Source organism: Allolucifera butyrica, from assembly GCF_900476375.1.
GTDB classification, from domain to species: Bacteria; Bacillota; Negativicutes; order Sporomusales; family UPPP01; genus Lucifera; species Lucifera butyrica.
Window position 1 is genome coordinate 57,568 of the sequence record NZ_UPPP01000133.1, and the last position, 14,699, is coordinate 72,266.

Annotated in this window: 10 protein-coding genes; all 10 read right to left on the reverse strand. The window is 51.2% G+C overall.

From position 1 onward, the window contains the following. Positions 1-9 precede the first annotated feature (9 nt). The 10 genes from LUCIF_RS24650 to LUCIF_RS24695 all read right to left on the reverse strand — a co-directional run bounded on the left by LUCIF_RS24650 (position 10) and on the right by LUCIF_RS24695 (position 14,690). On the reverse strand, positions 10-951 hold the full coding sequence (locus tag LUCIF_RS24650; protein WP_122630475.1) for a transketolase family protein: 942 nt from the start codon (positions 949-951) through the stop codon (positions 10-12). Continuing rightward, positions 944-1,780: a transketolase gene (locus tag LUCIF_RS24655; RefSeq protein ID WP_122630477.1), complete on the reverse strand. Its 837-nt coding sequence runs from the start codon at positions 1,778-1,780 to the stop codon at positions 944-946. Before LUCIF_RS24655 ends, LUCIF_RS24650 begins: the two co-directional genes overlap by 8 nt. Before the next feature lie 17 nt (positions 1,781-1,797). Next, positions 1,798-3,231 (reverse strand): L-fucose/L-arabinose isomerase family protein, encoded by a 1,434-nt coding sequence (locus LUCIF_RS24660; protein WP_122630479.1) that lies wholly within the window; start codon positions 3,229-3,231, stop codon positions 1,798-1,800. 31 nt (positions 3,232-3,262) lie between these two features. Then, positions 3,263-4,279: a substrate-binding domain-containing protein gene (locus LUCIF_RS24665; protein ID WP_122630481.1), complete on the reverse strand. Its 1,017-nt coding sequence runs from the start codon at positions 4,277-4,279 to the stop codon at positions 3,263-3,265. A 388-nt stretch (positions 4,280-4,667) separates the two neighbouring features. Next, a complete protein-coding gene (locus LUCIF_RS24670) occupies positions 4,668-6,401 on the reverse strand; it encodes an NADH-dependent [FeFe] hydrogenase, group A6 (RefSeq protein ID WP_122630483.1) in 1,734 nt (577 codons plus the stop codon). Between the two features lie 13 nt (positions 6,402-6,414). Continuing rightward, positions 6,415-9,528, reverse strand: coding sequence for an FAD-dependent oxidoreductase (locus LUCIF_RS24675; RefSeq protein WP_122630485.1), 3,114 nt, complete (start codon positions 9,526-9,528; stop codon positions 6,415-6,417). Positions 9,529-9,543: 15 nt separating this feature from the next. Beyond that, on the reverse strand, positions 9,544-9,912 hold the full coding sequence (locus tag LUCIF_RS24680) for a (2Fe-2S) ferredoxin domain-containing protein (RefSeq protein ID WP_122630486.1): 369 nt from the start codon (positions 9,910-9,912) through the stop codon (positions 9,544-9,546). Then, entirely contained in the window at positions 9,896-10,441 is a 546-nt protein-coding gene (locus LUCIF_RS24685; protein WP_207858426.1) for an NADH-quinone oxidoreductase subunit NuoE family protein, read from the reverse strand. Before LUCIF_RS24685 ends, LUCIF_RS24680 begins: the two co-directional genes overlap by 17 nt. A gap of 353 nt (positions 10,442-10,794) precedes the next feature. Continuing rightward, positions 10,795-13,455, reverse strand: a complete 2,661-nt coding sequence (locus tag LUCIF_RS24690) for a sigma 54-interacting transcriptional regulator (protein WP_165866160.1) — start codon at positions 13,453-13,455, stop codon at positions 10,795-10,797. Between the two features lie 113 nt (positions 13,456-13,568). Beyond that, complete coding sequence (locus tag LUCIF_RS24695; RefSeq protein ID WP_122630490.1) at positions 13,569-14,690, reverse strand: mechanosensitive ion channel family protein; 1,122 nt, start codon at positions 14,688-14,690, stop codon at positions 13,569-13,571. Between the last annotated feature and the right edge of the window lie 9 nt (positions 14,691-14,699).

Genomic DNA, 14,699 nt, shown 5'->3' on the forward strand with positions numbered 1-14,699 from the left:
GATCACTCCTCATGCACCTAAACTTAGTAACTCTTTAGCCAGTTCTTTAATATTGGCGACGCAAATTCCATAATGGGCAAATACCTCCGGGGATTTTCCCGGTATGGCCGGTTCATCGGCAATACCGACGATCCGCAGCGGTACGGGATACTTCTGCGCTACCACCTCGGCGACAGCCGCTCCCAGGCCCCCGTAGATACTATGCTCCTCAATGGTAATAATCCGTCCTGTGTCCCGGGCGGCCTGCAAAATAGCCGCCTCGTCCAGGGGTTTAATCGTATGCATGTTTAATACCCGGCACGTAATACCCAGGCGGCGCAATTCTACCGCGCTCTCGAGCGCCACCCGCACCGTCTCTCCGGTTCCAATCAGGGTAATATCCTTGCCGTCGGCGAGGCAAACCGCTTTGCCGATGGCAAAACCGTAATCCTCTGATTCATATACATCCGGTACAGGATTGCGGCCGATTCGCAAATAAGCGCCGCCCGGATAATCAGCCAGTGCCCGGATGGCCTTCCCGGTTTCAAACCGGTCGGCCGGCAGCAGGATAACCATTCCCGGTATAGCCCGCATTACGGCAAGGTCCTGCAGCGAATGATGGGACATGCCCAGGGCGCCGTAGCTGACGCCGCCGCTTATGCCAATCAGCTTTACATTGGTCCGGGAATAAGCAATATCTACTTTTACTTGTTCAATGCTTCGCATCGACAGAAAACACGCCGGGGAAGCCACAAAGGGGATTTTGCCGGCAGCGGCCAGCCCTGCGGCGATGCCAACCAGATTTTGCTCGGCAATTCCCGCCTCGATAAACTGAGCCGGCAGTTCCCGGGCGAAATTGGTCATCGAAGCCGAACCCCGTGAATCGCTGGTCAGCACCACAATCTCTTCATTGCGTTTTCCCAGTTCAATCAAGGTATCACACACAACCTGCCTATTTGCAATCTTATTCATACCCGCATTCCTCCACTGCTGCCGCTAATTCAGCCATGCCCCGGTTATACTCCTCTGCCGTGGGCACGCCATGATGCCAGTGCGGAACATTTTCCATAAACGATACCCCTTTGCCCTTGGTCGTATGGGCCATGACCAGCGTAGGCTTGCCGGGCATAAACGGCACCGCCGCCAACACCTTTTGCAATTGAGCGAGGTCATGTCCATCGGCCTCAACAACTTTCCAGCCGAAACTTCGCCATTTTTCGTTCAACGGTTCCAGGCTCATTACAGTTTCCGTTTTACCGGTAATTTGCAGCCCGTTGCGGTCAATAATAGCAATCAGATTATCCAGCTTATAATGCGAGGCCGCCATGGCTCCTTCCCATACCGAACCCTCGGCTTGTTCCCCGTCTCCCATCAGCGTAAAAACCCGGTATGCCTGCCCGTTCATTTTAGCCGCCAACGCCATGCCTACCGCTACGGGCAGACCATGTCCCAGTGCGCCCGTATTCATCTCCACACCGGGTACTTTATTGTTGGGATGCCCGATCAGACGGGTTCCGAACTGACAGAATGTTTTGAGTTCCGCGCGCGGAAAAAATCCCTTATCCGCCAGAATTGCGTAATACGATTCTACGGCATGGCCCTTACTTAATATAAAACGGTCCCGGTCCTCCCAGTCCGGTTTTTGCGGATTGGTTTTCAGCACACTGTAATACAGCACCGTTAATAGATCCGTATTCGACAGCGACGAGCCCGTATGGCCGGCTTTGGCCTCATAAATCATAGTAAGTAAATCCCGGCGAATTTGGGCCGCTTTGTTTTTTAAAAAGGCAACATCAACCATGCTGCATTCCTCCCGGTTTAATTGTCTTTCCCCCGTAAGAAAGCTTCAATCTGTTCTTTAGCCGGATCAACCGGATCAGGCGTTAATCCCGGCAGATACCGGCAGGCCTCATAGAGAACCGGGATTACATCCTGGTGAATCCCCACACAGTGATGAACATAAGGACCCGTTACCAGTTTTTCCTCCCACAGCGGCCAGTCGTTGACTTCAACCCAGATATAGGTTCCGCGGGTATAAGGACCTTTAACCCCTTTCGCCTTGCCGAGAAATAAGGAATATTCTCCGTGGTCGCCATCGAAGCGGACAATGGATACCTCGCCGCCTTTGATTTCACTTTCCTGCGTTCCCGGAGCATGAGAATCGAACAAAAAGTGAGTCCGGAAGCGGGGTTTGCAGCCTTCGGCAACCAAAGACAGGGGAAAGTTGCCACAATGGAATAACAGCTCAACATTTTCCCGGTTCACGTCCCGTACCGTTAAATCGGCAAAGAAAGGGGCCATCGTCCCCATGGCCGCCGCCTGCGCCAGGACCGCGCTAATGGCACCGTGGATGTCCGTCTCACATACGGCGGGGATCCCTTCGTCCGTAAGCAGGGCATTCGCCAAACAAGGCATAATGCCGATACTGTTTTGCAGCGCCGTCCAGCATTGAATGGCCAGGGCGGAACAGCCATGTTCCCTTACCATTTGGCTTAACGCGATTTTCAGCGCGGCTACGCGCCTGACGGCACCTTCATCCACTTCGCTGCAATCGAGCTTTTCCTGAATCAGACCCACCGTTGTTTTTAATTCCTTGCTGTTGCCGGCTTCGGCCTGTTCCGTCGCTTCCTTGATATCCTGAAGTGTTACCGGATAGATCTCGATGCCGAATTTCTCCAGGAGTTCCCCTTCATTACAAATCATCGTCCAGAAGCCCGCCGGTCTTGTCGACACCTGTAAAATTCGCAACCTTCTGAATGTTTTGACTACATTGGCGACACCAATAAAATTTTTAAATCCTCTGGTGAAGACCTGGTCTGTCAAATTACTATTTACAATATAAGTGAACGGGACATTAAACCGCCGCAGCACTTTGCCGGTGGCAAAGAGTCCACACTGCGTATCCCGCAGGCGGCTGCCGTCGGGCAGCGGCGCCTCATCCCGCGGTCCCCAGAGCAGCACCGGCTTTCCTACCGCTCTGGCAACCCGGGCAACGGTATCTTCCGTGCCGAAATTGCAATGTGGAAAAAATACCGCATCTACGTCCGCATCCCGGAATCGTTTACTAATCCTTTGGGCGTCCGCATCGTTGTCAAACAGGAGTCCTTCCTCATTGATACCTTCCAGGTCCACAATCTCCACACCAAATCCGGCAATTGTTTCCCGGGTCAGATTTTTAAATTTATGGGCATCTTCCTTGCTGAATACAAAACGCCGCGTAGGGGCAAACCCCAGTTTGATTTTCTCTCCCATATCATCCACCCTTTTTACATTTCACCGCTGTTCAGGTGAGTTTTAAAACACTGTCCCGTAGAATTAATTCTGTATTCACCTCGATTTTTTGGGTAATATTGTCGCTCTTACTGTTTATTTTTTGATGCAGTCTTAATACTGCAGCGCTGCCGATATCCTGCTTAAAAACTTTAATCGTCGTTAACCGCGGACTGGTAATTTCACAAAAGGGCATGTCGTCAAACCCCACAATGGACAAATCCTGCGGAATTTTTAGTCCCTTTTCTTTCAGCGCCCGCATAGCGCCAAAAGCAATAATATCGTTGTCGGCGAAAAACGCCGTAGGCAGATTTACGGAATTTCTCTCCAGAATTGCCTTCATATCCCGGTAGGCCCCTTCCATAGTAGGTTCCAGGCCAAATTCCATCGCCGGGTCGAATTGCAAGTTCGAATCAGCCAGAGCATCCCAAAAACCAATTTTCCGGTAATGAAAGTTGTTGATATATACAGAACTATGCAAATAGCCAATCCGGGTGTGGCCATTTTCCACCAGATACTTAGTGGCTTTGAACGAGCCGTCCATGTTATTAATCAGCACGCAATCAAAATTTTCGCCGCGAAAATAACTGTCCAGCAGCACGACAGGCACGCTCACGTTACGAAACGGAATTAAATCTTCGGGATCCATTTCCGTAGCCAGTACAATCAGGCCATTGGCATACTCCGTATCAACAATATCCACGATTTCCTGCTGGCCGTGCCCGCCGGAATAGACATGGGATATTAAGAGCTCATAGCCCAGATTGCGGCATTCATTTTCAATCCCTTCAATGAGAGAAGCAAAAAAGGGCGTATCCGATACGACAATACCGTGTTTTTTATAAACAACAAAGCGAATGCTCTTCTGCGTATTATTGTTGAAATCTTTATTATAGCCTATTTCCTTGGCAACTTTTAAGATTTTCTGCTTGGTTTCTTCGCTAACTCCTTTTCGTCCATTTAAGGCATTGGAAACCGTCGCGGGCGAAACACCGACGAGATTGGCGATATCAACAATATTATTTTTCATCGTTCTGCTCCTCTTATTTGTCAATTTATACTACATATCTTACCATTCATTCTCTTTGTTCGCCATATTCCCAACATAGTTTCAGACCTTTTTTCTAAAATTTTTACATATTTTTTATATAATCACAAACTTACTTTTAGAATCAGCCTCGCGAAACAATCCCTAGAACTTTTGTATTTCTTGCCAGCAACAGTGCCGAATCCGATTCATTTTTATTCTCAGCCTCATTATACTTCGTTGTTAAATTTTAATCAATAGTTTATATAAATTTTAGTTATTTTTTAGTTATTTTTTATTAAATTTTTATAAAAGGTAAAAAGTTCAATATCTTTATGCCGGTACCATAAGCAAAACCGCCCGCAATTTTTGCAGGCGGCCTTGCCGTCATTTACTTTTCAATTGTTTTGCTGCGCGGCGTATATTGTGTGTGCAGCAGCCGGTGGGAGCGATGTCCCAGAGGATAGCCAAGGAACTCGGCATACAGTTGTTTTACCACCGGGTTTTCATGGGATTTCCGCAGCGGCATTTGCGCATCCGCCGTATAAATGCCGGCCATCCGTTTTTGCCGGGTTTCCGCCGTGTTGGGAAGCGGCTGCCCCCCGCCGCCGAGACAGCCGCCCGGACAACACATAACTTCAATAAAGTGGTATTGAGATGGACCGGTTCGTAATTGGTCCATCAGGATTTTGGCATTGGCCAGCCCGTTGGCGACCGCCACATTCAGACGGGTACCAGCTAAATCCACCGTGGCTTCTTTAATGCCCTGCAGACCGCGGACTGCCTCAAATTCCAGGGTTGGCAGCTCTTGTTCCGTAATAATTTCATAAACCGTGCGCAACGCCGCTTCCATTACGCCGCCGCTGGCGCCGAAGAGGACCCCCGCCCCGCTGGCAATGCCGAAAGGCAGGTCATACTCTTCCTCCGGCAGTTCCGGCAGGTTTATCCCACATTCCTTCAACATGCGACCCAGTTCCCGGGTCGTTAAGACTGCGTCCACATCCCGGCAGCCGCCGGCGGCCATTTCCGGCCGGCCCATTTCAAATTTTTTCGCCGTACAGGGCATTACGGAAACGACGTAAATCTCTTCGGCGGACAGGCCGTATTTTTTGGCATAATAGGTTTTGGCCAAGGCCCCAAACATTTGCTGCGGCGATTTGCAGGTCGACAAATGAGGCAGATATTCGGGATAAAAATGTTCCACATATTTAATCCATCCCGGACTGCAGGAAGTAATCATCGGCAGGACTCCGCCCTTTTGAATCCGGTCAATTAATTCGCTGCCTTCTTCCAGAATAGTAAGATCCGCCGTAAAATCCGTATCAAACACTTTGGCAAAGCCCAGACGGCGAAGGGCTGCCACCAGTTTTCCCGTAGCCACCGTACCTGGTTCCAATCCAAACGGTTCGCCAATAGAAACTCTTACGGCAGGTGCAACCTGAACGACCACATGTTTGCGGCGGTCACTCAGGGCAGTCCACACATCCTGGGTAGAGTCCTTCTCGGTAAGCGCTCCCGTAGGACATACCGTTACGCATTGGCCGCACAGTGTGCAGGCAACATTGCTAAGAGGCTGATGCAGGGCCGGCGCGATGGAGGAATAAAACCCGCGGTCCATAGGCGCGAGAGCCGCTACACCCTGTATTTGCCGGCACACACTCTGGCAGCGCCGGCAAAGAATGCATTTGTTGGCGTCGCGGACAATGGCCGCCGTCGACGTATCGGGCAGAAAACTGGTTTTCGCCCCCTGATAGTGGATTTGCCGCAACCCCAATTCCGCAGCGAGATTCTGCAGCTCGCAGTTTTGGTTGCGCACACAGGTCAGGCAATCTTCCGGGTGGTTCGATAAAATCAATTCCACTACGGTACGGCGGGCATCCCGGACCCGGCTGTTGTTGGTATATACAGCCATATTTTCCGCCACCGGGGTTACACAGGCGGCTTGCAGCGTCTTAGCCCCCGCAACCTCCACGACGCAAACCCGGCAGGCGCCAATCGCGTTAATCTCTTTCAAATAACACAAGGTGGGGATACGGATTCCAATTTGTTGGGCCGCTTCCAGAATTGTCGTCCCCGGGGGGACGGTTACCTTACAGTCATTAATCGTCAGGTGGACAGGCTCCATGCTTCATCCCTCCTTAATCCCGTACGTCGCAGCGCAGACACCTGGCTGCTTCTTTGACGGCCATATCCGCGGTCAGTCCCTGATCAACTTCCGCAAACCCTTTGATGCGTTCGGAACAACTGCAGAAAGTCGGGCGCTGACGCGGCAAACGCTCTTCCAGAACCGGTCCGCTGAGCTTTCTCTCCCGGACCGGGACAAAAGCAGCGCTACTGCCGCCGAGATATTGATCCATGGCGTCGGCGGCTTTATGCCCGGTGGCAATGGCGGCAATGACCGTGTCAGGACCGGTTACACAGTCCCCGCCGGCAAACACGCCGGGGATACCGGTCAGTAGACGGCCGGCGTCAGCCAGCGGAATGGTTCCGTTTACCGCCCGGGCAGCGCTGAATTCTTCGATATTGGACAAATCGGGAGTCTGCCCCACCGCCATAATGACCTGATCAACATCAATGGTATATTTGCTGTCCTCAACCGGTACCGGCGTTTTGCGGCCACTGTGGTCAAACTGGCCAAGCCGCATCCGGATGCATTCCACTTGCGTTAATTTTCCTTCCTGCCCCAGCAACTGCAGCGGCGCCGTCAGTTCGTGAATTCTGACTCCTTCATCTTCCGCCGCCGTAATTTCGGCCGGTTCCGCTCCCAACAGCCTGAGCGGCGCCGTTAATTCATGAATTTTTATGCCTTCTTCTTCCGCCGCCATGATTTCTTCGGTTTCGGCCGGCATATCTTCTTTATGGCGGCGATACAAAAGATGAACCTCCTGCGCCCCGAGACGCAGCGCTGAACGGGCTGCATCGATGGCGACATTGCCGCCGCCGATTACCGCCACTTTCTTACCGATAGCCACCGGTTCGCCTAAGTTGATGGCCCTTAGGAAATCGATCCCCTGCCAAACTCCGGCCAAATCTTCCCCGCTCAGTCCGGCAGTCAAAGACTTATGGGCACCAATGGCCAGAAATACCGCCTTATAGCCTTTCGCAAACAGGTCGGGAAGGGTGAAATCACGGCCCAAAGCGGTGTTTAGCTGGATAGTAACCCCCAGCTTGGTGATGGCGGCAATTTCGGTTTCCAAATAATACGGCGGCAGGCGGTAGTACGGGATCCCAACGGCCAGCATACCGCCGGCCACGGGCAGGGCTTCAAAAATAGTTACCGGATACCCCTGTCTAGCGAGGTAATATGCGGCCGAAAGTCCGGCGGGCCCGGAGCCGATAATTGCTACGCGGGCTTCTTTTGCCGCTGCTTGCGGCTCATCCGCTTCTTCCGGGTGCGCTAACTGATAGTCGGCGGCAAAGCGTTTCAAATCGCGGATGGCAATAGCTTCATCAAGCTGAGCCCGCCGGCACTTGGCCTCGCAGGGGTGATGACAAACCCGGCCGCAGATGGCCGGCAACGGATTTTGTTCTTTGACCACCGCCACGGCCGCTGCAAACTGTTGATTCCGGATATGGTCGATATAGAGTGGCACATCAACCCCCGCCGGACAGGAATTTTTGCAGGGAGCATGAAACAGGGCGGCGCATACTGAGGCCGGACAGCATTTATCCTTAATGTGGGCTTCGTACTCATCCCGGAAATAACGGATAGTGCTTAACACGGCATTAGGAGCCGTTTGCCCCAGGCCGCACAGGGCGGTTTGTTTGATTTGCTCGCCAAGCTGCAGCAAACGGTCGATATCGGCCAGTTCGCCGTTTCCCTGGGTAATCCGTTCCAGAATTTCCAGCATGCGTTTGGTTCCAAGGCGGCATGGCGCACACTTGCCGCAAGACTCCTCCTGGCAAAATTCCAGGAAGTACTTGGCCAGATCAACCATGCAGGTATCTTCGTCCAGGATAATGAACCCGCCCGACCCCATGATCGTGCCAAGCTCCTTCAGCGAGTCATAATCAACGGGAGTGTTCAAATATTCCACGGGGATGCATCCCCCCGACGGCCCACCGGTTTGTACGGCTTTGAACTTTTTGCCGTTGGGAATGCCGCCGCCGATGTCATAAATAATTTCTCCCAAGGGCATGCCCATCGGCACTTCAACAATACCGGTATTCTTAATTTTACCGGCCAAAGCAAACACCTTCGTGCCTTTGCTGGCCTCTGTGCCGATATTACGATACCAGTCGGCGCCTTGCAAAAGAATGGGCGGAATATTGGCAAAGGTTTCTACGTTATTGATCAAGGTAGGCTTCCCCCATAAGCCCGCATTGGCAGGATATGGCGGCCGCGGACGGGGCTCGCCGCGCTTGCCCTCAATGGAGGTAAGCAGGGCGGTTTCTTCCCCGCAGACAAATGCCCCGGCTCCGACGCGAACGGCTATATCAAAACTAAAACCTGTACTGAAAATATTCCGGCCCAAAAGACCGTACCGCCGCGCCTCGCCAATGGCCAGGGTAACTAATTGAATCGCCAGGGGATATTCCGCCCGTACGTAAATATAGCCGGTAGCAGCGCCGGTCGCATAGCCGGCGATGGCCATAGCCTCCAGCACGCTGTGCGGATCTCCTTCCAGCACACTGCGGTCCATAAATGCCCCGGGATCGCCTTCATCCGCATTGCATACCACGTATTTAAGAGCACCGGTCGCTTTCGCGGTCATCGCCCATTTTTGTCCCGTAGGAAATCCGCCGCCGCCCCGGCCGCGCAAACCGGACTTTGTGACCTCGGCAATCACGGCGGCCGGGGTCATTTCGGACAATGCCTTGGCCAGCGCGGCATAACCGTCCCGGGATATATACTCTTCAATGCTTGCCGGATTCATCATGCCCGTATTGCGCAAGGCAATTTTAACCTGCTTGCTGAAAAAAGGAATGTGCCGGTAGGAGCGACTTTGCTCATCGCAACCGGGAGCATCATAAAGCAAACGGGTGACAATATTGCCGGTCAAAAGATGCTGTTCGACGATTTCCGGGACATCGCGGGCCTGAACCTTCCGGTATAAAATTCCCTCCGGGTAGACGATGACTACCGGACCAAGACTGCAGGGACCAATACAGCCGGTGGTAATCACCTTAATTTCCCGGTCTAAGCCCCAGCGCTTAATTTCATTTTTCAAGGCTGCCCCCACTTCTTTACAGCCTGACGACATACAGCCTGTGCCACCACAAACAAGCACATGGGTGCGGTAAAACTCCATACGATCCGACCTCCCTTAGCTAATGGTCATAACCCAGTCGCTCACTACCTGACCGTAGATGACATGGCGGGCAAAAATCACCCGCGCTTTTTCCGGCGTGACATAAGCATACGTGACCCGGGGCTGTCCGGGCTTGACAATGTCAACCAGAGGCTCCGGTTCGCAGAGACCGATACAGCCCGTAGTTTCAATGATTACATCGGCACACTGCCAATTGGCAATTTCTTCTTCCAAAACAGCCAATACATGATGCGCGCCAACAGCCATGCTGCATTTTCCCATGCGGATGATTATGACTGTTTTACCGGCCTTGGCATCGGTCTCGTCCCAGTATCTTTGCAGCGCCGCGCTTTTAATCCGGGCAAATTCATCCATAGGATTCATCCGCCAGCCCCTCCTTTGCCTGCTCTTTTTCCTGGTGTTGCGTGAGAATTTGCGGAATCTCGTCCGGTTTCACCCGGGTATATACATCCTCGTTGACCGTCATGACCGGTCCCAGGCCGCAGGCGCCAATACAGCGAACCACCTCGATCGAATACATCCCGTCGTCGGTCGTGTCGCCGGCTTTGATCCCGAGTTCTGTTTCCAGCCGGCTTAGCACCCGGTCCGTTCCCCGGACATAACAGGCTGTTCCCTTACAAACACAGATGCGTTCCTTTCCTTTCGGTTTCTCCGTAAATAAGGCATAAAAGCTGATAACACTGGAAACCTCACTAATAGGAATCCCTAATTCTGCCGCCACTTTTACCTGAACAGGCGGGGGCAGATACCCGATCAACTGCTGAATTTCATGCAAAACCGTAATTAAGGAGCCGGGAACCTTTTTATGCTTCGCAATAATCTCATCCATGGCTGCCGCATTGGCCGCCAGGAGTTGAGCCTCCACCGAACATTGATTTTGCCCTTCTGCCATAGTAAACACCCCCATTAAACGTTATTAAGCCAGCTGCTTTTCTTTATTGCATGAATCGTGCCGAACCGATATTGGGTATTGGGGTTTGGGGTTGGAGAATAGACGGGAGACGGAAGTCGTAAATTTCCGCAGGGATTTCAAGAAAAAAATATTTAATAAATAAAAAAACACTCACCGCCTTATTGCAGTAAGTGTTCTTGTTTTTTGTATCGTTTTCATTAAGTCAATGCACCGTTGCATTAGCTCACTGGGTAATTGACGCCGTAAGCAGGAAGATTCAACGTTCCGCAGAAAGGACGATGGCGGTACCGGGCGATAAAGCTGCCAGGTAAAATTTAATGCAGCAGCGCATCTTATTCATGCACGTGTGCAGTAAACTTGAGATACTTTTGTATCTTCCGGACGACCGTTGACTGGTTCACTTCCAAAATTTTGGCTAATTTATAGGTATTGGCGCATTGTTGCCAACCCAGGGTAATTAATTGGGACTCTACCTCTTCAATCGCCTGTTTAAGTGGCAGGAGACCGGTAACAAAAATCTTGCAGCGGGATTCCCGGACATTATTTTTCATTGCGTCCGGCAGATGTGCCGGAAGAATTGTCGCTTCATCCACAGTTACAATCAGCCGCTCAATGATATTTTCCAGTTCCCGCACATTTCCCGGCCAATGATATTCGGTCAAAAAATCCTTGGTATCATAGGCAATTTGCTTATTGCAGCCGTAACGGGCGTTAAATGCTGCCAGAAAATGATTAATTAACGGAATAATGTCATCTTTGCGTTCCCTTAGCGGCGGAATCGCCAGCGGTACTACATTCAGCCGGTAAAATAGATCGGCGCGAAAGGTCCCGTCCCGTACCATCCTTTGTAAATTACGGTTAGTAGCCGCGATAAACCGGGCATTAATCCGGTTCGGTTTCGTACCGCCAATGCGTAAAATCTGACGCTCCTGAATCACTTGCAGCAGCTTGACCTGCAAATTGGGCGGCAGCTCGCCGATTTCATCCAAAAACAAGGTGCCGTTGTTGGCCAGTTCAATCAGCCCGGGCTTGCCTTCACGCCGGGCGCCGGTAAACGCGCCGGTTTCATAGCCAAACAATTCCGATTCGATTAAAGTTTCGGGGATGGCGCCGCAATTGATCTGGATAAATGGACCGCTCTGCCGCAGGCTGGATTGATGGACAAAACGGGCTACCACTTCTTTGCCTACGCCGGATTCACCCAAAATGAGCACGGTTGAGTCCACCGCCGCCACTTTGCTTGCAGTCTGAAGCACTTTTCCCATTTCAATACTGTAGGCCACGATATTTCGCGGCGCCGGAACAGCGGTGGAGCTGCTCTGGTAATGAGTTTTCAGCCTCTCCGCTTCTTCGATTTGCAGCCGCAGGCTGCTTAGCTCGGTTAAATCCCGGATATTGGTTACAATCCGGACAATGATACCCTGTTCATTAAAAATCGGTGTTCCGGTGGCAAGAACTTTTTTGCCGCTTTTAGTTTCCTGCATAACCGTGACCGGCCGCTTCTCCCGCAAAACCAACAGGGTTGCCGACGGAAAAATGATCTTTTCTCTTTCCAGCTCTTTACTGTGCACCCCTAAAACATCCCGGTCCTGAAGGCCAACGAGACGCTTATAGGCGGCATTAACCCGCAAAGTAACCCCCTGGCCGTCGGCAACACAGATCCCGTCGTAGGAAGATTCGATAATCCCGTCAAGTTCTTTGTTTAGCTGACATACCGTTTCCAACTCCCCTGCCATTTGTTCTAACAACCGGTTCTTCTGGGTAAATACGTAGGGCAGGCACATTTCGTTTTCGGCAATCCCCTGAAAAACGGCAATGGCCTTTTCCCGGCAGGATGTATAACCGCAGGCACCGCAGTTCAGCTCATCCTCCGGGCTTAATTTACCGGTTTCCTTCAGAATTTGGCGGATCTCTTCCTCACTGGGAACCGGCAGGGGAATTTTTTGATTGTCAAAGTCCCGCTTGAGGTCCAGAAAGAAAAATTTGACCAATTCCGCATTCTGCCGGCCGCCCTCCGTTACTGCCCCTTCAGTGAAATGATTTACAACGGCCTGCCGGCGTTCGAGAAGCGTTAAATCCCCCGTGAGTTCCGGCCCGTCAATACAGCCACGACAAAACAGGGCATCAACCAGCCGGGGCCGGCATTGCCCGGTAGCAATGGACTTCAGGGTTTCCAGACAGGAGGCGGCGCCTTCGGCAGTCACAATCGCATTGCCGCTGCATACATCGCGGGGCATATGTAAAAGTTCCGCCAAAGCGCCCGCCAGAGGAAAGAGACGTCCCTGCCGGGGCTGCACACCATCAAAACCGGCGGGCGGCAGCTTCTCCGGCTCAATTTCGTATTGTTGAAATAAAGACTGCAGTTCCCGGAAGGTTAACACTTCGTCCACCAGCCCGTGGTTGGCTGCTTCCCGGGCTTCCGCCTTCTTGGCGATGCAGGGGCCGATAAATACCACTTTGACCGAATCGCCGTATTCCGCTTTGACAATCCTGGCCGTGGCCAGCATGGGAGACACAATCGGTGCCAGCTGCGGCAACAGTTCAGGATAATGTTTGGTCACAACGCCCACCAGAGCCGGACAATTGCTGGAAATAACCGGCTGGGACGGTAGATTAAGCATTAATTTGGCGTATTCCCGTACAACTAGCTCGGCGCCGGCAGCTACCGCCCAAACTTCGGAAAAACCCAGCCTTTTTATGCCGCTAACAACTTGTTGCCAGGGGATGGCAGGAAAAACAGCAACGAAAGAAGGTGCCAAACAGGCAATTACTTTATCTGGTGCCTGCAGCAGGTTTTTGACGCCGGCCAGGCCGCTGAGAACCAGTTTGGCTTCCTGGGCGCATACCTTTTCACAGTTGCCGCAGCCGATACAGCGCTCCTCCATGATTGCAGCCTGCCCGCGGGTAATTTTCACCGCTTTCACGGGGCAGTTCCGCACACAGGCGTAACATTGCTTACAGCGGTCTTTTATCGTTGTGATCACACCGCTCATGGCGTACCACCTCACCAGTATTTTCCACATTCACCACCAGCATATCATATTTAAACCCAGGCGTTAATATAAAAGAAGTCCTAAAGCTTTTAACTTTAGGACCGGTCATACGTTTAATTAGCTTCGGCTTCCTGCTTGATTTTGAGCGGCGTTTCCAGATAAACGCTGGTACTGGGAAAGGCAAACGAGATTCCTTCTTCCTCCATAATCTTCATAATCCCAAAATTGATGTCCTGCTTCGTATTGAGATAGTCCGCCCATACAATAGTCTTGGTAAAAAAGTAGACAAAAATTTGCAGCGCACTGCCGCCGAATGAATCAAATTTTACGACGACCGAAGTTTCATCAATATTGGAATGGGCCAGCAGCAGCTTTTCGATCCGCTCAATCCCTTTCTGCAATTTATGGCTGGGTGTACTATAGGTAACCTCTAAATTAAAAGTGATCCGACGCGTTGGCCGTTTCGTGAAATTGATAATGGAAGCATTCACCAGATTAAAGTTAGGCACTGTTACCAGCGCTTGGTCAAACATTCTAATTTTAGTGCTCCGGAAATTGATGTCCACCACAGTGCCTTCCACATCGTTGGTTTTAATCCAGTCACCAATGCTAAACGGCTTATCAATAATGATCACAATGCCGGAAAATACATTGGCCAGCAAATCTTTGGCCGCCAGAGCGAAAGCCAAACCGCCAAGACCTAACCCGGCTACAAAGCCGTTTACGTCATATCCCCAGTCACTGGCTATGACAACAAAGGTCAAAGCGACAATGATAAACCGGATCATCTTGGAAAAGAACGGAATCAATATTTTATCGATTTTTCCGTTCAACAGGCGGCCGATTTCCGTTTCATTTTCGGCATAAAATCCGACCAGTTTATAAACCGCATTGGCGAATAAAATAATGACGCCGGAACTAAGGACTTTATTGAGCACATAGTCATAGGAAGACGGCAAATAATTCTTGAAGGCCAGATACAGGCCCAGCAGCACGATCGCATTCTTCAGCGGGTCATGGAATGACGTCAGCAAATATTCATCCGCCATCCCTTTCGTTTTGTCTGTCATCCGCCGCAAAAATTTAAAAATATAGTTGGTAAAAATATTTTTGAACAACACGAAAATCCCCAGAATAACAACCGATACAACCAAATTATATAGGTGCGAATAGCTAAAAGCGTATTTTAAAAACTGATTCAAAACCGGCACGATTTGAAAAAAGTTAACTTGCACGTTTCACTC

What these genes read in the sequence shown, in the direction of transcription:
- LUCIF_RS24680 (WP_122630486.1), bottom strand. Translation starts at nt 9,912, where the DNA reads ATGAATCCTATGGATGAATTTGCCCGGATTAAAAGCGCGGCGCTGCAA.
- LUCIF_RS24685 (WP_207858426.1), bottom strand. Translation starts at nt 10,441, where the DNA reads ATGGCAGAAGGGCAAAATCAATGTTCGGTGGAGGCTCAACTCCTGGCG.
- LUCIF_RS24655 (WP_122630477.1), bottom strand. Translation starts at nt 1,780, where the DNA reads ATGGTTGATGTTGCCTTTTTAAAAAACAAAGCGGCCCAAATTCGCCGG.
- LUCIF_RS24690 (WP_165866160.1), bottom strand. Translation starts at nt 13,455, where the DNA reads ATGAGCGGTGTGATCACAACGATAAAAGACCGCTGTAAGCAATGTTAC.
- LUCIF_RS24675 (WP_122630485.1), bottom strand. Translation starts at nt 9,528, where the DNA reads ATGGAGTTTTACCGCACCCATGTGCTTGTTTGTGGTGGCACAGGCTGT.
- LUCIF_RS24660 (WP_122630479.1), bottom strand. Translation starts at nt 3,231, where the DNA reads ATGGGAGAGAAAATCAAACTGGGGTTTGCCCCTACGCGGCGTTTTGTA.
- LUCIF_RS24650 (WP_122630475.1), bottom strand. Translation starts at nt 951, where the DNA reads ATGAATAAGATTGCAAATAGGCAGGTTGTGTGTGATACCTTGATTGAA.
- LUCIF_RS24665 (WP_122630481.1), bottom strand. Translation starts at nt 4,279, where the DNA reads ATGAAAAATAATATTGTTGATATCGCCAATCTCGTCGGTGTTTCGCCC.
- LUCIF_RS24670 (WP_122630483.1), bottom strand. Translation starts at nt 6,401, where the DNA reads ATGGAGCCTGTCCACCTGACGATTAATGACTGTAAGGTAACCGTCCCC.